The organism is Flavobacterium sp. B183, from assembly GCF_023539155.1.
GTDB classification, from domain to species: Bacteria; Bacteroidota; Bacteroidia; order Flavobacteriales; family Flavobacteriaceae; genus Flavobacterium; species Flavobacterium tructae.
Genome location: NZ_CP097434.1, coordinates 4,462,412 through 4,482,830 on the forward strand (window position 1 = coordinate 4,462,412; position 20,419 = coordinate 4,482,830).

Here is a 20,419-nt window from a genome sequence, read left to right on the forward strand (position 1 = left end):
TTAATAAAAACAAACTTATGCTTACTAAAATAATTGAGTTTTCCGTGAGGAATAAACTCATCGTAGGGCTTTTTATAATTGCCCTGATTGGCTATGGCTCATACCAGGCCACTCACCTGCCTATTGATGCTGTTCCGGATATTACAAACAACCAGGTACAAATTATAACCATAGCCCCTTCATTTGGAGCCACTGATATTTAGCGCCTGGTCACTTTTCCTATAGAACAGGCCAATAGCAATATCTCCGGTATGAAAGAGATTCGCAGCTTTTCCAGATTTGGATTGTCTCTGGTCACTATCGTTTTTGATGACGATGTTGATGTGTACTGGGCAAGACAACAAGTTGCCGAACGGTTACAGCAAGTACAAAATGAGATTCCGCAAGGTATTGGTACGCCTACATTAGGGCCAATATCTACAGGACTTGGCGAAATTTACCAATATGTGGTTAAACCCAAAAAAGGCTATGAACAAAAATTCAATGTAACTGACTTAAGAACGATTCAGGACTGGATTATAAGGCGACAACTTCTGGGCGTTAAAGGCGTTGCCGAAGTGAGTAGTTTTGGTGGTAAACTCAAACAATATGAAATCAGTATTAATCCTGATAAGCTAAATGCTTACGGGATTACCATTAATGATGTTTTTGCAGCGGTTCAGGACAATAATCAAAACACAGGTGGTTCGTATATAGAAAAAGGACCAACGGTACTTTATATTCGCAGCGAAGGACTTATTGGCACTATTGCCGACATAGAGAATATCGCCATTGTCAATAAAAACAGTGACACTCCGTTGTTTATAAGAGATGTAGCTCAGGTAAAAACCGGTTTTGCCACACGTTACGGGGCAATGTGTTATAACGATCAAGGCGAAGTTTCCGGAGCGATTGTCATGATGCTTAAAGGAGCCAATAGTAGTGAGGTCATTAAAAATGTAAAAGAAAAAATTACCCAAATACAAAAAACACTTCCGGATGGCGTAGAAATTGAACCTTTTCTGGACCGAACAAAAATGGTCAATAATGCCATTGGTACAGTCGAAAAAAACTTACTCGAAGGAGCTTTAATTGTAGTGTTTGTTTTGGTAATGTTTCTGGGGAATTTTAGGGCAGGTTTACTCGTGGCATCGGTAATTCCCCTGGCCATGCTCTTTGCTATCTGCATGATGAATCTCTTTGGGGTAAGCGGGAATTTAATGAGTCTTGGAGCACTGGATTTTGGATTAATTGTAGACGGTGCCGTAATTATTGTTGAAGCCATTATGCATCATCTCTCCAGTAATAAGGCTTATAAGGAACATGCCTCACTTACTGCTGACCAAATGGATAAAACCGTTACAACTTCAGCCAGTAAAATGATGAACAGTGCCGTATTTGGACAAATCATCATATTGATCGTTTACCTGCCTATTTTTACGCTGCAGGGAATCGAAGGCAAAATGTTTAAGCCTATGGCACAAACAGTTGCTTTTGCTTTGCTGGGGGCTTTTATTTTGTCTCTGACTTATATTCCGATGATGAGTGCTTTTTTGCTAAGCAAAAAAACAAAACACAAAGAGAATCTTTCAGACCGGGTAATTAAACGCCTTGAAAACAGCTATCAAAATACCCTAAAAAAGATACTTCGTTTTCCAAGAGCCGTATTAGGTTCTGTCTTACTGCTTTTTGTATTGGCTGTTATAACACTTACTACTCTGGGAGGCGAATTTATACCCGCTCTTGAAGAAGGCGATTTTGCAGTAGATACGCGTGTGCTTACAGGCAGTAACTTAAATACTACTATAGAAAGCACTCAGAAAGCGGCACATATACTTAAAAGCCAATTTCCGGAAGTACTAAAAGTAGTGACCAAAATAGGCAGCGGCGAAGTTCCTACAGATCCAATGCCAATGGAAGCCAGTGATATGATGGTGATTTTAAAAGATAAAAAAGAATGGACTTCTGCTAAAACTTTTAATGAATTATCGGCTAAAATGAGCAAAGCCCTGGATGATGTTCCCGGAATTACGACAGGATTTCAATTTCCGGTACAAATGCGTTTTAACGAACTCATGACAGGAGCCCGACAAGATGTTGTGCTTAAAATATTTGGAGAAAACTTAGATACATTAGCACTGACAGCAAACAAACTGGGCAAAATCATTAGCAAGGTAGAGGGAACTGCCAATTTATTCATAGAACCCGTTGCCGGTATGCCACAAGTAATTATATCGTATAACCGACCTGCAATTGCCCAACATCATTTATCAATAGGTGATATAAACAAAGTGATCAATACCGCTTTTGCAGGACAAAGCACGGGCTTAGTATTTGAACAGGAAAAAAGGTTTGATCTGGTGGTGCGCCTGAACGCCAATGAAAGAAAAGATATCGATGACATTCGAAATTTGCTTATTCCCTCATCAGACGGAAGTCAGATCCCTTTATCGCAACTTGCTAGTGTAGAAATTAAAAACGGTCCTAACCAAATACAGCGTGAGGACACAAAACGCAGAATTGTTGTAGGCTTTAACGTAAAAGGCAGAGATGTACAAAGTATCGTAAATGAATTACAGGCCAAAGTAGACAAAGAACTAAAATTGCCTGCAGGTTATTACGTTACTTATGGTGGTGCATTCGAGAATTTAAATCAGGCAAAAGACCGTCTTATGATTGCCGTTCCTGTTTCTCTGATACTAATTTTTATTTTACTCTTCTTCGCGTTCAATTCCGTTAAGCATGGACTCCTTATTTATACCGCAATTCCGTTATCTGCAATTGGAGGAATATTCTTCCTGGCCTTGCGCGGTATGCCTTTTAGCATTAGTGCCGGTGTAGGTTTTATTGCTTTGTTTGGAGTAGCTGTTTTAAACGGAATTGTACTAATCGCTGAATTTAACCGACTTAAAAATAACGGAATGAAAAATCTCGCTCAAATTGTTTTAACAGGAACAAAATCAAGACTTCGTCCTGTGTTAATGACTGCTTTTGTCGCTTCATTGGGCTTTTTGCCAATGGCTTTAAGCAACGGCGCAGGTGCCGAGGTACAACGCCCTCTGGCAACAGTAGTAATAGGTGGTTTGTTGGTCGCTACCTTTTTGACCTTGTTTGTATTGCCCCTGCTGTATATCTTGTTTGAAAAAGGCTTTAAAATAAAAAGTTTAACTCAAAAAGCAGCGTTTGTTCTGGTTTTCTTTTCTGTTTTTTCAGCTGCACATGCACAGGAAAAAATAAGTCTTGAAACGGCATTAAAAATGGCAACTGAGAAAAACAATAGTATAAAAAACGAAAAACTCAGAACGGCTTACACGCAAACACTTATTAAATCAGGATCTGATATTCCTAAAACAACCGTTTTTGCAGAAGCAGGACAAATAAATAGTGCTTATGATGATACGAGATTTGGTATTTCACAAACTATAGCATTTCCTACCATTTATAAAAAACAAAAACAGCTGTTATCAGAACAATGGAAAACTTCGGTATTAAGTACTACATTAAAAGAGCACGAAATAAAAAAGGCTGTAACACAAGTTTTTTATACCTTCCTTTATTATAAAGAAAAAGAAAAACTATTACAGCAAGCAGATACACTTTTTAATGGCTTTTATGACAAAGCAAATCTTCGGTTGCAAAAAGGAGAAAGTAATATTCTGGAAAAAACTACTGCCGAAAACCAAAGAGCTGCCATTGCCATACAATTGATGCAGCTACAACAGGAGATGCAGACCACATTATTAGAATTTCAGGTACTTTTGAATTCAGAGAATACTGTTACTCCTTTAGAAAAAAGTCTCAAATGTCCTCTTGTTTCCATGAATGATGGAGTTGAGAATAATATTCTTTTAAAACTGTCGCAGCAACAAAAAAATAATGCTGCTGCACAAACGCAATTAGAAAAATCAAAATACTTGCCGGATCTTACTATAGGCTACTTCAATAATAGTTTTAAAGGTATGGGACCTGATAACAACTATTATCACGGAAGTAACCGCTTTAGCTCTGTACAGGCGGGACTGGGAATACCCATTTTTGCAGGAAGCCAGAGTGCCAAAATAAAAGCATCTAAGGTTGGAGAAAGTATTGCAGAAAATGAATATCAAATGCAATTACAACTTTTGCAGAATCGTTATAAACAATTAATGGCTGCTCATAAAAGCAATACCAAAATAACAGCATATTTTGAAGATACAGGCATGAAAAATGCCACGCTTATTAAAGAAACGGCTAATAAACAATTTAGTAACGGTGAAATTAATTTCCTGGATTTTGTAATGGTAATCAATCAGGCAATTGCCATACAAAGCAATTATTTAGAAGCTGTAAGAGCACTAAACCAGAGCAGTATCGAACTTAATTTTATCACTTCAAATTAACACTTAAATGAAAAATATATCCTTGTTTATAAGTATGCTTTTTATACTAAATGCATGCAAAAACACAACCGAAGAACAGACCGTAATAGAAAAACCCGTAAACGAAAATAGTGTAATAGTTACTGATGCGCAATTCAAAAATGCAAGTATCGCAACTGCCCAATTAACACAGAAAAATATTGCCACGGTTATAAAATTAAACGGAAAAATAGATGTTCCGCCACAAAATTTAGTATCTGTAAATGCTCCGCTTGGAGGATATTTGATAAACAGCAAACTCTTACCCGGAATGCAGGTAAAAAAAGGGGAAGTAATAGCTACCTTGCAAGATCAGCAATATGTTCAGTTACAGCAAGATTATCTTATGGCAAAATCTAAACTGCATTTTGCTGAGATGGAATTCGCACGTCAAAAAGATCTTAATCAATCTAAAGCCAGTAGCGATAAAACAACTCAATTAGCAGAATCTGAAGCAAGCAGCCTTCGTATAACAGTAAACGCTTTATCAGAAAAACTCAAACTGATTAATATCAATCCGAATCATTTGTCAGCCAATAAAATTTCTAAAAGTATCAGCATTTTGAGTACTATAACAGGTTTTGTAAGCAAGGTCAACATTAATATAGGCAAATATATCGCTCCAGGTGAAGTAATGTTTGAGCTGATAGATCCCAGCGACATTCACTTAAACCTTAACGTTTATGATACCAATATTGCACAGCTTGCCATAGGGCAAAAAGTGATTGCCTACAGTAATGCAGCGCCCAATAAAAAGTACGAATGCAAAATCATACTCATCAACAAAGACATTAACTCTAACGGAAACACAGAGGTACATTGCCATTTTGTAAAGTATGACAAATACCTTTTACCCGGCATGTACATGAATGCCGAAATAGAAACAACATCGGGCTTAGCCAATGCATTACCTGAATTAAGTATTGTGACCTTTGAGAGTAAAGACTATGTTTTTACCCAAACCGGAAAGCAACAATATGAAATGACAGAAGTTACCGTGGGAGCCAAAGAAAACGGCTATTTGGAGATTTTAAACCCTGAAAAGTTCAAAAATAAAAAAATTGTTACCAATGGAGCTTATACCTTACTTATGAAAATGAAAAATAAAGAAGAATAAAAATTAATAATTTAAAACAAAACATTATGAACGGAGCACATTATCACTTAGTATTGAACCACCTGCCTATTATCATACCCATTGTAGGTTTATTGGTACTCATTGGCGGATTTATAGTAAAATCTGAAATTGTAAAAAGAACGGCTTACTGTATTTTTATACTGGGAGCAATAACAGCATTTGCGGCAATAGCAACAGGCGAAGGCGCCGAGCACGTGGTAAAACAAATTGACGGAATCTCTAAAAGTTTAATCCATGAACATGAAGAAAAAGCAGAAGTATTTGCTCTATTATCTTATGTATTGGGCATAGGTTCGATAGTTGCTTTGTGGAGCAATTGGAAAAAGAAATCGTATGCTAATAATATTGCTTTAGCTATACTGTTATACTGTCTGGCAGTTTTATACTTTGGTCAGCAAACAGGAACTACAGGCGGAGAAATCAGACATTCTGAAATCAGGTAATATACTTTGATCATTTCATAAAAACGACTATTTAAAACAGTTATAAGACACATTGGTATCAAATATTTCTGCTGTGGATATCGTTAATAAAAAAGCTTTAAAAAGTTTCATTGAAGGAAGAATTAAAATTTGTACTATAAAATTTAGAATCGTTCTACGGGGCATAGTCTATTTTTTTTCAACATGTTAATGTAATTTTATAATAATAAAAAAAAATATGGGTATAATTAGAGATGAAAAGAATCTCCACATTATTCTAAAAAAAGTTGATTTAGATATAAATAGGCTTAATGATCAAAAAATAAAAGCCTTTATTGAATTTTTAGGATTAAAAGACCGTGACGATATCCCTAAGAATTTTCTTGACTGGGAAAATATTCTTGTTGTCGTGCCAAATCGCGACATGTTAAATGAAATAAAGAAATATAAGGATTCAATATCCCGAATTTCATTTGTTACAAACACAAATGCAAAGCAGATTCATATTTATGATTTTAACGATTGGAAAAACAGTACCAAGAACAAAACACAATTTCAAGTTAGGGAATTTCTAAAAACCAATTTTGGAGGTGTTCCAAAAACTGCTGAAGATCCGGATTGGATTAAACTACTATAAATTAAAATTATGCATGTTGAAAACCATTATATCAACAGAAGCGGATGGCTCAGAGCAGCTGTCCTGGGTGCAAACGACGGAATTTTATCCACTACCAGTCTGGCCATTGGCGTGGCAGCTGCAAGTGTTAGCAGAGAACCTATTTTACTGGCTGCCGTAGCTGGTTTAGTGGCTGGTGCGCTTTCTATGGCGGCAGGTGAATATGTATCGGTAAGTTCCCTGTCTGATGTAGAAACTGCCGATTTGAAAAGGGAAAAAATCGCTCTGAAAACCCTGCCCGAAGAAGAACTCGAAGAATTAACCGATATTTATATTCAAAGGGGTTTAAATAAAGAACTAGCCAGACAGGTTGCCATCGAATTAACAGCTCATGATGCACTCGAAGCCCATGCGCGCGATGAACTCGGAATTAATGAAATCACACAAGCAAATCCGCTTATGGCAGCTTTTGCGTCAGCTATTTCGTTTATTGTTGGAGGCTTGTTACCACTTCTGGTCGCTATATTTGCTCCTATCAAAGAAATGATATTTTATCAATATGGTTTTTCGATACTCTTTTTGGCATTATCAGGAATACTGGCTGCAAAAGCTGGCGGATCACATATTCTAAAAGCAGTATTGCGTATCTGCATTTGGGGTACTTTCGCAATGGCAATGTCGGCCCTGGTGGGTTATCTTTTTGGTGTTCAGACTGCTTAGAAAATAGCTTTTGATTTAAAAGTTAATAGAATCTTAAGCATGTAAAAAAAATAAAGACACCTAGCAATTCGTTATTTCGTATATACTTAAAACAACTCCGCAAAATGAAACTAATTACAATGTTCCTTTTAATGACAGTACTTCCCATCAACTGGGAACCTGACTTTACTAATGCCAAAAAAGTGGCAAAGGAAAAGCACGAATTAATTCTATTGAACTTTTCCGGTTCAGACTGGTGCGGGCCTTGTATAGTGATGCGCAGAGACTATCTGGAAAATCAGGCTTTCACAGAGATGGCGAATGAGAATTTGGTACTGGTTAATGCTGATTTTCCAAGAAAAAAGAAAAACATAGGAACGCCCCAGCAGGTAAAGAGAAACGAGGATTTAGCCGAGACTTATAATAAAGACGGTAGTTTTCCTCTAACCCTGCTTCTTGACGCAGATGGGAAAGTTCTTAAAACCTGGCACGGAAAACCTGAAACTACGCCTGAGCAGTGGACTGCCGAAATAAAAGCAATCTGTGATAGCAAAAAGTAACATACTGAAAAAACAGAAGTACTCGCAATCCCTTAAACTCATGGGGAACAACTTTACTATTACTGTTGTGGCAGAAAATGAGCATATTGGAAATAAGAGTATAAACCTTGCTATTGAAGAAATCAGACGGATTGAAAAACTTTTGACTACCTATAAAGAGGACAGCCAGACCAATCTGATCAATGAAAATGCCGGAATTAAACCTGTAAAAGTAGATCCTGAAGTTTTTCATCTTATCGAAAGATGCATTGGAATTTCTAAAATTACGCAAGGTGCCTTTGATATTTCTTATGGAAGTATCGACAAAAGTCTATGGAATTTTGACAAAACAATGACTGAATTACCAGATGCCGAAACGGCACTCAAAATGGTGCATCTTATTGATTACAGAAATATCATTTTAGACCCGGAAAACACGACCGTATTTTTAAAAGAAAAAGGAATGCGAATTGGTTTTGGTGGTATCGGAAAGGGATATGCTGCTGAAATGGCAAAACAAATACTTTTAAATCATAATGTTGAGAGCGGAATTATTAATGCCAGCGGAGATCTTTCGGCCTGGGGATTACAGCCCGACGGTAGAAAATGGACCATTGGCGTAGTAGATCCTGACGCTCCAAATGCAGCATTCTCTTATATGGAAATTTCCAATAAAGCGGTGGCAACATCCGGGAATTATGAAAAGTTCGTAACTATTAACGGCAAAAAATATTCGCATACCATTGACCCAAAAACAGGACTTCCGATAACCGGAATTAAAAGTGTGACCATTATTAGCGGAAACGCAGAATTTGCAGATGCAATGGCAACACCAATAGCGGTTATGGGGATTAAAGCAGGCTTGTTTTTAATAGATCAAATAGCAGATCTATATTGTATTATCATTGACGACAACAACAAAATTTACACTTCAAAAAACATTAACCTGAAATGAAAAAGCCAAAACAAAAAGCGCTCGTACTATTCTGCAGCATTGCTTTTACGGGCATTCTACTCACCTCCTGCACATCGGTAAAAGAATACCAAAAAGGCAAAATCAACGATTCTGAAATGGTCCTTTCTAATAGAAAAATCGAAAAAACAGAACTCAGTTTTCAATCCTACCGAGAAGGAGCTTCCGGAGCAAATTCAGGAAAAAGCGGCGGTGGCTGTGGCTGTAACTAATTTTCATCCGTATATAAAATGAAAAGAATATTCATTACAGGATTTGCTTTACTGGCATTATTTCAAACCAGAGCACAAAATGTTCCTACGGATTCTACCAGTTATAAAAGCAAAAAATTAAAACTGGAAGAAGTAAACTTAGTGTCCAGTTATTATAAGCAAAACGGAGACAACTCTGCCGTTACAGGCGGAATTGGTTCTGAACATCTTACCGATATTGCCAATACCATTGATGTTAAATTAGTGAAATACGGAGAAACCGGAATCAAACATACCTTCGATATCGAAGCCGGAATTGATCATTATACCTCGGCATCATCAGATATGATTGATTTGAGTGCCAATTCATCTGCATCATCTTCAGACAATCGTTTCTATCCGTCTTTATCTTATCTTAGAGAAAATGAAGCAACAGGAAGAACAATTGGTCTGGGAGTTTCATCATCTACTGAATTTGACTACCAGTCTTTTGGAGGAAACATTAGTTTCGCACAAAAAACGAAAGACAGAAACGGAGAATTTACGGCAAAATTCCAAACCTTTATAGATCAGTTAAAACTAATTGAACCTGTTGAACTTCGTACTTCGGGAGGAGAAGGGTATGGCAGCGCCAACCGAAATACTTTTGCAGGAACTCTGAGTTATTCTCAGGTTGTAAACAAAAACCTTCAGGTCATGCTTGTAGGTGATGTTATCAGCCAAAACGGATATTTAAGCCTTCCGTTTCACAGGGTTTATTTTGCAGACGGATCTGTTCATCAGGAAAAAATGCCCGATACAAGGTTAAAAATACCGCTGGGAATCAGAGCAAGTTATTTCTTAGGTGACAATGTAATTATCAGGGCTTATTACAGGTATTATAGTGACGATTGGAGCTTAAAAGCACATACCGCTGATCTTGAAATCCCTGTAAAATTAACCCAGGCATTTTCAGTGAGTCCGTTTTACAGGTATTATACCCAAACCGGAACGAAGTATTTCAAACCGTACGGAGAACATACGGCAGCCGATGAATACTACACCAGCAACTATGATTTGTCAAAATTTGACAGCAGTTTCTTTGGAATGGGAATGAAATTTACTCCCCTTAACGGAATTTTTGGTCTTAAACACTGGAATACCTTAGAGATACGCTATGGACATTATACAAGGACTACTAATATGACATCTGACATTATAAGTATCAACATTAAATACAAATAGTTAAAAACTTAATTCAAATTAGATTCATTAAAAAACCACCAAAGTCGTTTGACGATGGTGGTTTATAATTTTAGATAATCAGTGCTCTTTTGTTTAGGAATCATTTTATTCAGAAATTGAACAAACTTTCAAAAATAACTGTGGTAATTTTGATCTATAAGGAAATTGGAAGGGATACCTTTCTTGCCATAAAAAACTAAGGCGATTTTAATGCTACTCTCATATAAAAAAATAAAGTTAGATACAAATTTACATCAATCCCCAACAGGACATCCAAACCAAATTGCTCAAGCCACTGAAAGTCGTAGTAAGCCAATCTCTTCAAATCCTTCATAAAGTGGTGTGAAATCTGTCTTTCCTGGGGCACCACACTGCCAAAAGGCGCCAATTGAAGAGAATTGACGCCTTTTTTTATTATACTTTACTAATTTATTAGTCTAAAGAGCCGCAGTATGCTATATTTTATTGCATAAGTATAAAAAGTTGCGTTTTAGTAGAGCTGAAAGGCAGGTTCCAATGTTTACATTCTTCATATATATTTTTGCTGGAAGTAATAATATCTTTGAGAGAATTGCGGCATATGGTATTAAAACAAAATTGAGTATTTACTAAAAATAGAACAATTGGCTTCCAATATGCAGTCCTCCAAAGACAAAATAGGGCTCTCAAGCAGCCCTAGCTCCGATTGCTTCGCCAGTTCGCTTCGCTCGTGTGCAGTGAAAATCCTTTTTTGCTGAGGTTCGGTACAAAAGATTGGAACGTATAGCGGGAAAAAATTCCTAAAAAATAACATTATCAATTGATCCTGAGTTTGGTACAAAATATTACTTCGCCAGTTCGCTGACGCTCGGGTGGAACGTATAGCGGGAAGAGCTCCAAAAAAATAATATTAAACCTAAAAACTAATATTAAACCCAAAAAGTAATATTATATACAATTGACGATGCTGACCACTCCAAATTAAATTCCGACAGCAGCTCTTAACACCTGATTAACTCAATACCCCATTATTCAGGCCTTGTAGAACTCCGCCCTGCTTTCGTAGAATCAAAAAAAGAAATTAGCAATACGCCTTATTTCAACTGTTTTAATGCATCTACCAGTTTATATTTCTCCCGCATATAGTCTTCTTCCAATGAGTCAATGGTAAACTGCAGAGATGGGTCATACTGTTTAATACCACCTGCAAATTCTTTAGTAAATTTCACTTTTTCCTTTAATAGGTCAAGCTGCTGCTGGGCCTCTTCAATGCAGGTATTCATGTACTGGCGCTCATCCTGCGGATGAGATTCTACTTGCTCTCTCCGCTGCTCAATAATCAGCTGTGCCGATTTAATTATACTGTCTGATTCCCTGTTTAATAAGAGCCACTTTCTAAGCAGATTATCATTGATACCAGACATTTCAGCTGTATCTATCTCCATACCATTTTCATTGGAATCTCCTGAGTCCTTCTTCTGGCAGCAATATAGCAGTATAATAATAACAGCTAGTATGTAGAACTTTGTTTTCATAGTATTACTTTTTAATTTTTTCTGCGTGTATTATTGTAAAGCTGATTGCCGGCTAGTCTAATTCATTAATTTAAAAAAAAGGAAATCTCTATATACTTATTTTCTGTTTCGCAGCCATTGATCTACAGGTTCAAGAACGGCATTTACAATCGCAACTAAGAGTGTACACACTAATGCCTCTATAAAATATCCCGAAGCGGCAATACACCCAATAGCAGCACTGCACCAAATAGTGGCCGCAGAGTTTAAACCATGTACATTTGGTCCTTGTCTAAAAATAACTCCGGCTCCCAGAAAGCCAACTCCCATAACGACCTGGGCAGTAATTCGGGTAACATCAATATTTGAATCTGCTGCTGACACTTTTATAGACAATAAAACAAAAGCAGCAGCTCCGGCTGCTACAAGCATATTTGTAGTAAGCCCCGTTTCTTTATGGTGCCATTGTCTTTCAAAACCAATAATTAAGGCCTCTATTAATCGAAATAAAAATTCTGTTGTAGTCAAAACTATGTATTTTTTAGTGATTAGAACTTTACTCTTTTCATCTATCGAACAGTTTTTATTTTGCTTTTTTTTCTGGTTTTCAGTTCTTTATCTTTTTTCTCTGCTAAAGAAATATCTTCAACTACCGGCATATTCTCGGGCAAAATATTTCCCGTATCTTCCAGTGCTTTACGAACTTTTAATCCCGCAGCAAAGTGAATACTATTGGCATCAACAATATCATTGACATTATCATTTTTAAGCTTCTCTGTGGTTTGTGTAACACGAAATAAATTGGCTGCTAATTCATCACTGTCCATATGATCCAGAATATTTTCATTAGGATCAAGATGTCTGATCTCACGGATCGCTTTTGCACCTAATCCTCCGTAAAGTCCTCTATAGCCATGGTTCTGAAAAAAGGCATAATCTGCAGGTTTTGTTATGCCCGCTTTTTGGGCTGCTCCGGCAAGCTGAAGATTTCTTTTAGAGAGTTCCTCACGAAGAAAAAGCCTTCTGTCCTTTACTATTTTTAAATTTTTATGCTTCTTTTGATGACTCAGTTCTTGCAAACGAGTCTGCGTAGCAAAATAGGCTTGTGCCAAAGCAACGGGTTTCAAATTTGAATCTCCATTTTGAACTGCCAGATAACAGCCATAACGCGATAGTTTTATATCACCCACTGATTTTATCGTACCAACATCTTTAAAATGTAGACCTGTTTCCTGACCTGCATTAATACAAACTGCTTTTGCCTTATCAATCACCTTCAAAAACAAACTGTATTTAGAATAATCTAGCAATTTAGCAAGTTCCATGGCGCTCCAATATTCATTACTCGTTTTATCTTTTTTTCTAAGTTTTTCAAAAACAGATATATTGTTCTCTTGTGATTTTTTTGTTTTCATGTTGTCCTTTTTTCAATTATAAAACTTCTAAAACCTAATTTTTCAGAATATGATATTCATCTTGATTCTTTATCATATATAATCTTATGTAACAAATTTCATTTATTGTTTAGTAATGTGAAATGATCTGCATCACATATTAGAAAGTCGTTAACCTCTAAAAAAACGTATTAAATGATTACCATCATTTCTAATAATTATGCATCAACTTATCTTTATTAGGAAAATTAAAGCCATAAATACCAGATTTTAAAAGCAATGAAAATGGAAAAGTATATCTTAAAATTTAATCAGATAGGGATTAATGATATTAGTAAAGTAGGTGGCAAAAATGCTTCATTGGGCGAAATGTATAATAATCTTATTGTTCAGGGAATAAAGATTCCAAATGGTTTTGCCATTACAACAGCTGCTTATAAAGACTTTATAAATTATAATAAGTTAAGCGCTCCATTAGATGAACTTATGAAACTTCTGGATAAGAAAGATTTTACCAACTTACATGAAATTGGTTCAAAAGCCCGAAAGTTATTACTCGATGCAAAATTCCCGCTGGATCTTCAAACTGCAATCTCAGCCGCTTACATAAACTTATCTAAAGATAGTGATCTCACTGTTGCGGTAAGAAGCAGTGCTACAGCCGAGGATCTGGCCAATGCGAGTTTTGCAGGACAGCACGATTCTTTTTTAAATATAAAAGGAACCATGCCGCTTATATATGCCGTTAAATGCTGTTTTGCATCACTTTATACAGACAGAGCGATCAAATACAGACAGGATAAGGGTTTTGATCATGACAAAGTATTTCTTTCTGTAGGGATTCAGCAAATGGTTCGTTCAGATTTAGCCTGTTCTGGAATAGGTTTTACACTTGAACCCGAGTCAGGATTTCGGGATTTGATTCATATTGCAGGTACCTGGGGTTTGGGCGAAACAATTGTTCAGGGAACTGTAACTCCGGATGAATTTCTTGTATTTAAAACTTCTCTTAAAAACAATAAAAAAGCCATTCTGCAAAAAAATCTAGGGACAAAAACAAAAATGCTTATTTATAATGAAAATTCAGCCGGTATCAATTCGACTGTTCTAAAAGTAACTCCCAGAAAATGGTGCAGTAAATTTGTCCTTCAGGATACTGAAATTGAAAAACTGGCCAGATGGGCACTTATTATAGAATCTCATTATAATAAACCAATGGATTTTGAATGGGCCAAGGATGGTATGAATGGTGAGATGTATATCATTCAGGCCAGACCTGAAACTGTTCATTCTTTAATAAAACCCTTATCGATCACTTCTTATAGATTAGAAAAAAAAGGAGAAGAAATCATAACCGGTGAAGCCATAGGAAATGCGATCACAAGTGGTATAGCCAAAATATTGCGCGCTCCAACTGAGGCCACACAATTGCAAGAAGGAGATATTCTTATCACTAATTTTACAAGTCCGGACTGGGATCCCATTCTTAAAAAAGTAGTCGGAATTGTCACAAATAAAGGAGGAAGAACAAGTCACGCTTCTATAGTAGCACGTGAACTTGGAACTCCTGCTGTAGTAGGAACAGAGAATGCCACCGAAGTAATTAAAGATGGTGATGTAATTACAATAAGCTGTGCTGAGGAAAAAACAGGATATGTATATAAAGATAAATTGAAATATGTTCAAACAACCACAGCGCTTGATGAAATTAAACTGCCTGGAAAACCAAAAGTCCAGCTTATAGTTTCTGAACCCGGGAAAGCTTTTGAACTTTCATTTTATCCTAATGATGGCGTGGGATTACTTCGTATTGAGTTTATTATAACTCATAATGTTAAGGTACATCCCATGGCGCTCATTCATCCCGAAAAAGTAACTGATGCAGCTCAAAGCACAGCGATTAATAAACTCACGGAAAATCATGACAGCAAAGCAGATTACCTCATCGAAAAACTATCACAGGGTGTGGCAACAATAGCCGCCGCTTTTTATCCTAAAGAAGTTATTGTGAGAATGAGCGACTTTAAAAGCAATGAATATTCAGGTCTTCTGGGAGGGTCATTTTTTGAACCTCAAGAAGAAAACCCAATGCTGGGTTTTCGGGGTGCTTCCCGTTATTATCATGAAAAATATCGTGAAGGATTCAGACTTGAATGCCAGGCTATGAAAGTGGTTAGGGATGATATGGGCCTAACCAATGTAAAACTCATGATCCCGTTTTGCCGTACTCCTGAAGAAGGAAAAAAAGTCATTGCTATAATGGAACAATACGGTTTAAAACAGCATGAAAACGGACTTGAAATATATGTCATGGCAGAAATACCATCAAATGTTTTACTGGCAGAAGAATTTTCGGAAATTTTCGATGGTTTTTCAATAGGTTCAAATGATCTTACGCAACTCACATTAGGTATCGATCGTGATTCTGAATTAATTGCCGATCTCTTTGATGAAGAGAACAAAGCTTCTAAAAAGCTTATTCTTCAAATGATACAAACCGCTAATAAAATGAATCGAAAAATTGGGCTTTGCGGACAGGCACCAAGCGATTCGGCAGAATTTACAAAGTTTTTGGTCATGGCGGGAATCAACAGTATTTCATTTAATGCTGATGCATTGGTAAATGGTATTAAAAATATAAACTCAGTTTTAAAAAATGATATTACGGAACAGAAAAATGCATATACCTCTTAGAACATGATTTTACAAACAAACCGCTATTTCTTTAGCAAAAATTAAGTCTCTAATAAATTGGTTATCAAAAACATTTTGCGACATTTGTCAAACCAAAAACCGATTGCGACATGAAAAATCAAGCACTTTTAAATGCAATTATTGATAACGCAATCGATGGTATCATTACAATAAACGAAAAGGGAATTGTAGAATCTATAAATCCTTCAGCCTGCCGGCTTTTTTTATATGATCCAGAAGAAGTTATTGGAAAAAACATTTCTTTTTTAATGCCTTCTCCTGACCGGGAAAAGCATGATTCTTATTTAGAGAATTACAAAACTTCGGGAATTCCGCATATTATCGGCCATGACAGGGACGTTTTAGGACGAAAGAAAGACGGTAATATATTCCCGTTCCGACTTGGAGTGAGTGAAGTTAAATTTGAAGGAGAAAGAATTTTCGCTGGTTTTATTCATGATATGAGCCATCAAAAAGAAGCGGAAAACAGGCTCATGCAATATACACAGCATTTAGAGGAACTGGTAAAAGACCGCACCGCTACCCTAAACGAAACTATTGATGCCTTAACTCAAACAAAAGAAGAAGTCAGCACTACATTAGAAAAAGAAAAAGAACTTCACAAAATTAAAAGCCGTCTTTTATCCATGGCTTCCCATGAATTTAGAACGCCACTCAGTACCATTCAGCTTTCTACCTCCTTAATTCAGCGTTATGCTGAAAGTGGAAATAATTCAAAGATTGATGCTCACATAATCAAAATAAAAAGTGCAATAGCAAATCTTACCGGAATACTGGATGATTTCCTCCTTCTTGAAAAAGCGGAATCAAATAAAATTACACTGCAATTATCCTGTTTTGACCTTCAGGATTTTATAAAGGAAATTATTGGAGAATTAAAACTGCTGACCAAAAAAAGACAGAGAATTGTAAGTATTCCGAACGCAGAGGTCACTTTAGTAAAATTAGACAAAAACCTGCTCAAAAACTGCATTATCAATCTGGTTTCTAATGCTATTAAATATTCTGGTGAAGAAACTGAAATTGAACTTTCCACAGCAATGACGTCCAGCACTATAATTATAAATATCAAAGATAATGGCATTGGTATACCTGAGGAAGATCATGAACATCTATTTGAAGCTTTCTTTAGGGCTCACAACACCGGAAACATACCGGGAACCGGTCTTGGACTACACATTGTTTCAAGATATGTGTCACTGATGAATGGTGCAATTTCTTTTGAAAGTGCAATTAATAAAGGAACTTTATTTACTATTGAACTACCGCGTTTATGACTAAAATACTTATTATTGAAGATAACGACAACATTAGAGAAAATGTTGTTGAAATTCTGGAACTCTCCGGATATGAAGTTTTTGAAGCGAACAATGGTAAAACCGGGGTTGAAATTGCGCTTAAAATGAAACCAGACATTGTACTGTGCGATATTATGATGCCCGAACTTGACGGGTATGGCGTGCTGCATATTCTGCAAAAGAATCCTGAAACACAGACAATCCCCATTATATTTTTAACTGCCAAAGCAGAAAGAGTTGATATAAGAAAAGGAATGGAATTAGGTGTTGACGATTACCTTACTAAACCTTTTGATGATTTGGAACTGCTTCGCGCTATTGAAGCCAGACTAAAAAAAGAGAATCACAACAGTTGTTTTACGGACAAACTCCTGAAAACCTCAACTCTCTTATTTCAAAAGAAGACGGACTCTTAAAACTCAAAGAAATCATGCTGGAGCGCAGCACCAGATCTTATAAAAAAAATCAGTATATTCATTATGAGGGCGATCACGTAATAGGCATTTACTACATCATAAGCGGAAAAGTTAAGACCGTAAAACTTACAGAAGACGGTCGTGAGCTTATCACAGGCGTTTACAAAGAGAATGATTATCTGGATATCAGTATTTTATTTTCTAATGATACGTATAACGATACTACTATTGCTCTGGAAGATACTATTTTGAGTTTTCTGCCAACAGAACAACTCGATAAACTTCTTTTTCTTTATCCGGATGTAGGGGCAAAATTCATTAAAATTCTCGCTAATGATATGAGAGAAAAAGAGGTTCGTCTCCTGCAGATAGCTTATATGTCGGTGCGAAAAAGAATTGCCCAGGGCATTTTGCACTTATTGCTGCAGCATAGTGCTGACGGGTCGAGTATCAAATTCAGCAGGGATGATCTCGCCGCTTTTTCCGGAACTTCTCCAGAAACAGTGAGCCGTACTTTAAGTGACTTTAAAGAAGAGGGACTAATTGAGAAAACAGCCAGTACCATTCACGTACTTAACTTAGATAAACTCAGTAAAATAAAGAACTAATCTTTCATTATGATGAAGATCATTTTCTTAAGTGATTTTCATCATCCCTTATCTGGACAATCTGCCATAATTTTGGTTGAACAATCCTATACTTTTTAAGTAATCGGGATCAACTACTAAATTATGAATGTAATTAAGCACTCAGGGCATGTTGTTCCTTTCGACGTAGAAAAATTAAGGCTTTCTCTTCAAAAATCCGGTGCTACCCCTGCCCTTATTGAGGAATCACTTGCTCAAATACAGAACCAAATGTATGAGGGCATAACGACCAAACAAATCTATAAAATGGCATTTGCTATTTTAAAAAAAGCCTCGAACGGCCATGCTGCACGCTATAATTTACGTTCTGCCTTACAAATGCTTGGTCCGGCCGGATTTTTCTTTGAAAAATTTATTGCACGATTATATACTGCCGAAGGTTTTAAAACCAGAACCAACTTAACGCTGCAGGGAAAATGTGTATCACATGAAGTAGATGTAATGCTAAAAAAAGAGAATCTAATTTCTATGATTGAATGTAAGTTTCAAAGCAGCAGAGAAGGTTCTTCAGATGTAAAAGTTCCCATGTACATTCTTTCTCGTTTTAATGATCTTAAAGTGAAACAACATACCCTTTTTTCAAACCATGAAACTATTAATTCCTGTATTATAGTGACCAATAACCGATTTACCAAGGATGCTGAAAGTTTTGCAAACTGCAGCGGAATTTCTCTTTTGAGCTGGGATTATCCTCAAAAAAACAATATTAAGGATAAAATAGATAAAGGAGCGCTCTACCCTATTACCTGCCTCACTACTTTATCAATGGTAGAAAAAGAAAAATTGCTAATTCTGGATCAAATACTGGTAAAAGATCTTACTGATGATTCTAATAATCTTCATAAAATTGGACTTAGTGACAACCGGGTTCGAAATGTATTGAAAGAAGCTTCACAAATTTGTAAACTTATCTAAAATGAAAATAAAATTTATAGGAGGTTCGGGAACCGTAACAGGCTCAAAAACACTCATAGAAAGCAATGGCATTAGAATATTGGTTGACTGCGGGCTCTTTCAGGGGCTCAAAGTACTCAGGGAACTCAATTGGGAACCATTGCCTATTTTGCCCTCTACAATAGATTATGTGCTGCTAACACATGGACATCTGGATCATTGCGGCTGGCTGCCCAGACTGGTCGCTCAGGGATTTAGGGGAAAAATATATTGCACCGGTCCAACTAAAGCTGTGGCAAAACTTGTTCTTTTAGACAGTGCCAAAATTCAGGAAGAAGAAGCCCATAAAGCCAACAATGAACATTATTCTAAACATGAAAAAGCAGAACCTCTCTATACGGTAGCTCAGGCCGAAGCTGTTTTTCCGTTTTTTAAAGTCATACAGCCCAATATATCGGTAGTAATAGCCAATGATATTGCTGCCGTTTTTTCAACTGCAGGACATATTATAGGCGCCTGCAGTATTACGCTGACTCTCGAAAACAAAACTTTAGTTTTTTCCGGTGATATAGGTCGTGATGATGATGTATTAATGTTTGCTCCAACAAAACCTCTAAAAGCAGATTATATCTTCCTTGAAAGCACCTACGGGAATCGTCTTCATCCTGATCTTGACGTAAAAAAAGAACTTGAGGCCTATATCAATACTACGATCGAACAAAAAGGAACTGTAATTATTCCAGGGTTTGCCGTTGAAAGAGCGCAATCGATAATGTATCTTTTATGGCAGCTTAAAACAGAAGGCAGAATTCCAAATGTTCCCTATATTCTTGACACTCCTATGGGCGCCAGTGTACTTGATGTTTTTCTGGAAAATATGCAGTGGCATAAACTCTCTGCTAATGACTGTCATGAAATGTTCAAAATGTTCAGAATCGTTTCTGAATTCGAACAAACCCTGCGCATTATTGAAGATCCTCAGCCAAAAGTAATTATTGCGGCAAGCGGTATGGTTACCGGCGGTCGCGTATTATCTTATTTTGAAAAATACATAGGTCTTGAAAAAACGACTGTTATAATTGTAGGCTATCAGGCAGAAGGTACCCGAGGAAGAAAGCTCTTAGAAGGAGCTAATGAAATTAAAATATATGGAAAATATTACACGGTTGAGGCCAAAATACATCAAATAGAAGGGCTCTCTGCCCATGGTGACCAGCAAGATTTAGTCAATTGGCTTTCTGCCCTTCAAAATGTTCCAAAATGCATCTATTTAGTACATGGCGAAAACCTTCCAGCAGATGAATTGCGCACCAAAATTCAGGATCGATATGGGTATAAATGCAGTGTTCCGCTCATGGGAAGTGAAATAGAAATTTAAATTCTC

Annotated in this window: 17 protein-coding genes and 1 pseudogene; 15 read left to right on the forward strand and 3 right to left on the reverse strand. The window is 36.6% G+C overall.

Translation table 11 applies throughout. The features are described from left to right. Positions 1 to 17 precede the first annotated feature (17 nt). The 9 genes and pseudogenes from M4I44_RS18505 (at position 18) to M4I44_RS18545 (ending at position 10,178) form a co-directional block, all read left to right on the forward strand. Positions 18 to 4,358, forward strand: a pseudogene (locus M4I44_RS18505) (CusA/CzcA family heavy metal efflux RND transporter). A gap of 7 nt (positions 4,359 to 4,365) precedes the next feature. Further along, positions 4,366 to 5,493, forward strand: a complete 1,128-nt coding sequence (locus M4I44_RS18510; protein WP_249965690.1) for an efflux RND transporter periplasmic adaptor subunit — start codon at positions 4,366 to 4,368, stop codon at positions 5,491 to 5,493. Positions 5,494 to 5,519: 26 nt separating this feature from the next. Continuing rightward, complete coding sequence (locus M4I44_RS18515) at positions 5,520 to 5,957, forward strand: hypothetical protein (RefSeq protein ID WP_249965691.1); 438 nt, start codon at positions 5,520 to 5,522, stop codon at positions 5,955 to 5,957. 217 nt (positions 5,958 to 6,174) lie between these two features. Next, the gene (locus tag M4I44_RS18520; RefSeq protein WP_249965692.1) at positions 6,175 to 6,573 is read left to right on the forward strand and encodes a hypothetical protein; all 399 of its coding nucleotides are present in this window, start codon (positions 6,175 to 6,177) and stop codon (positions 6,571 to 6,573) included. A gap of 9 nt (positions 6,574 to 6,582) precedes the next feature. Then, the gene (locus tag M4I44_RS18525; protein WP_249965693.1) at positions 6,583 to 7,272 is read left to right on the forward strand and encodes a VIT family protein; all 690 of its coding nucleotides are present in this window, start codon (positions 6,583 to 6,585) and stop codon (positions 7,270 to 7,272) included. A gap of 104 nt (positions 7,273 to 7,376) precedes the next feature. Further along, positions 7,377 to 7,811 (forward strand): thioredoxin family protein, encoded by a 435-nt coding sequence (locus M4I44_RS18530; protein WP_249965694.1) that lies wholly within the window; start codon positions 7,377 to 7,379, stop codon positions 7,809 to 7,811. A gap of 40 nt (positions 7,812 to 7,851) precedes the next feature. Then, a complete protein-coding gene (locus M4I44_RS18535) occupies positions 7,852 to 8,745 on the forward strand; it encodes an FAD:protein FMN transferase (protein WP_249965695.1) in 894 nt (297 codons plus the stop codon). Further along, a complete protein-coding gene (locus M4I44_RS18540; RefSeq protein ID WP_072965097.1) occupies positions 8,742 to 8,975 on the forward strand; it encodes a DUF4266 domain-containing protein in 234 nt (77 codons plus the stop codon). Before M4I44_RS18535 ends, M4I44_RS18540 begins: the two co-directional genes overlap by 4 nt. An 18-nt stretch (positions 8,976 to 8,993) precedes the next feature. Then, positions 8,994 to 10,178 (forward strand): DUF3570 domain-containing protein, encoded by a 1,185-nt coding sequence (locus M4I44_RS18545; RefSeq protein ID WP_249965696.1) that lies wholly within the window; start codon positions 8,994 to 8,996, stop codon positions 10,176 to 10,178. Between the two features lie 1,073 nt (positions 10,179 to 11,251). Here M4I44_RS18545 and M4I44_RS18550 read toward each other — a convergent pair. The 3 genes from M4I44_RS18550 to dinD form a co-directional block, all read right to left on the reverse strand. Then, entirely contained in the window at positions 11,252 to 11,692 is a 441-nt protein-coding gene (locus M4I44_RS18550) for a hypothetical protein (RefSeq protein WP_249965697.1), read from the reverse strand. A gap of 96 nt (positions 11,693 to 11,788) precedes the next feature. After that, positions 11,789 to 12,199, reverse strand: a complete 411-nt coding sequence (locus tag M4I44_RS18555) for an MgtC/SapB family protein (RefSeq protein ID WP_249965698.1) — start codon at positions 12,197 to 12,199, stop codon at positions 11,789 to 11,791. 41 nt (positions 12,200 to 12,240) lie between these two features. Next, positions 12,241 to 13,086 (reverse strand): DNA damage-inducible protein D, encoded by an 846-nt coding sequence (dinD, locus tag M4I44_RS18560; protein WP_249965699.1) that lies wholly within the window; start codon positions 13,084 to 13,086, stop codon positions 12,241 to 12,243. Positions 13,087 to 13,350: 264 nt separating this feature from the next. Here dinD and ppsA point away from each other — a divergent pair, with 264 nt between their 5' ends. From ppsA to M4I44_RS18590, 6 genes are all read left to right on the forward strand, one after another. After that, positions 13,351 to 15,759 carry a phosphoenolpyruvate synthase gene (gene ppsA / locus M4I44_RS18565; protein WP_249965700.1) on the forward strand — a complete coding sequence of 803 codons (2,409 nt, stop codon included), beginning with the start codon at positions 13,351 to 13,353 and terminating at the stop codon, positions 15,757 to 15,759. A gap of 110 nt (positions 15,760 to 15,869) precedes the next feature. Further along, positions 15,870 to 17,057, forward strand: a complete 1,188-nt coding sequence (locus tag M4I44_RS18570; RefSeq protein ID WP_249965701.1) for a PAS domain-containing sensor histidine kinase — start codon at positions 15,870 to 15,872, stop codon at positions 17,055 to 17,057. After that, on the forward strand, positions 17,054 to 17,494 hold the full coding sequence (locus M4I44_RS18575; RefSeq protein ID WP_249965702.1) for a response regulator transcription factor: 441 nt from the start codon (positions 17,054 to 17,056) through the stop codon (positions 17,492 to 17,494). The genes M4I44_RS18570 and M4I44_RS18575 overlap by 4 nt, the downstream gene beginning before the upstream one ends. Continuing rightward, entirely contained in the window at positions 17,431 to 18,102 is a 672-nt protein-coding gene (locus M4I44_RS18580) for a Crp/Fnr family transcriptional regulator (RefSeq protein ID WP_249965703.1), read from the forward strand. Before M4I44_RS18575 ends, M4I44_RS18580 begins: the two co-directional genes overlap by 64 nt. A 123-nt stretch (positions 18,103 to 18,225) precedes the next feature. Further along, the gene (locus tag M4I44_RS18585; RefSeq protein WP_249965704.1) at positions 18,226 to 19,056 is read left to right on the forward strand and encodes an ATP cone domain-containing protein; all 831 of its coding nucleotides are present in this window, start codon (positions 18,226 to 18,228) and stop codon (positions 19,054 to 19,056) included. Between the two features lies 1 nt (position 19,057). Next, positions 19,058 to 20,413 carry an MBL fold metallo-hydrolase gene (locus tag M4I44_RS18590; RefSeq protein ID WP_249965705.1) on the forward strand — a complete coding sequence of 452 codons (1,356 nt, stop codon included), beginning with the start codon at positions 19,058 to 19,060 and terminating at the stop codon, positions 20,411 to 20,413. The last annotated feature ends 6 nt before the right edge of the window (positions 20,414 to 20,419 follow it).

Bases quoted from the DNA above. Each gene is read 5' to 3' on its own strand.
- M4I44_RS18510 (WP_249965690.1), top strand. From the start codon at position 4,366: ATGAAAAATATATCCTTGTTTATAAGTATGCTTTTTATACTAAATGCA.
- M4I44_RS18515 (WP_249965691.1), top strand. From the start codon at position 5,520: ATGAACGGAGCACATTATCACTTAGTATTGAACCACCTGCCTATTATC.
- M4I44_RS18520 (WP_249965692.1), top strand. From the start codon at position 6,175: ATGGGTATAATTAGAGATGAAAAGAATCTCCACATTATTCTAAAAAAA.
- M4I44_RS18525 (WP_249965693.1), top strand. From the start codon at position 6,583: ATGCATGTTGAAAACCATTATATCAACAGAAGCGGATGGCTCAGAGCA.
- M4I44_RS18530 (WP_249965694.1), top strand. From the start codon at position 7,377: ATGAAACTAATTACAATGTTCCTTTTAATGACAGTACTTCCCATCAAC.
- M4I44_RS18535 (WP_249965695.1), top strand. From the start codon at position 7,852: ATGGGGAACAACTTTACTATTACTGTTGTGGCAGAAAATGAGCATATT.
- M4I44_RS18540 (WP_072965097.1), top strand. From the start codon at position 8,742: ATGAAAAAGCCAAAACAAAAAGCGCTCGTACTATTCTGCAGCATTGCT.
- M4I44_RS18545 (WP_249965696.1), top strand. From the start codon at position 8,994: ATGAAAAGAATATTCATTACAGGATTTGCTTTACTGGCATTATTTCAA.
- M4I44_RS18550 (WP_249965697.1), bottom strand. From the start codon at position 11,692: ATGAAAACAAAGTTCTACATACTAGCTGTTATTATTATACTGCTATAT.
- dinD (WP_249965699.1), bottom strand. From the start codon at position 13,086: ATGAAAACAAAAAAATCACAAGAGAACAATATATCTGTTTTTGAAAAA.
- ppsA (WP_249965700.1), top strand. From the start codon at position 13,351: ATGGAAAAGTATATCTTAAAATTTAATCAGATAGGGATTAATGATATT.
- M4I44_RS18570 (WP_249965701.1), top strand. From the start codon at position 15,870: ATGAAAAATCAAGCACTTTTAAATGCAATTATTGATAACGCAATCGAT.
- M4I44_RS18575 (WP_249965702.1), top strand. From the start codon at position 17,054: ATGACTAAAATACTTATTATTGAAGATAACGACAACATTAGAGAAAAT.
- M4I44_RS18585 (WP_249965704.1), top strand. From the start codon at position 18,226: ATGAATGTAATTAAGCACTCAGGGCATGTTGTTCCTTTCGACGTAGAA.
- M4I44_RS18590 (WP_249965705.1), top strand. From the start codon at position 19,058: ATGAAAATAAAATTTATAGGAGGTTCGGGAACCGTAACAGGCTCAAAA.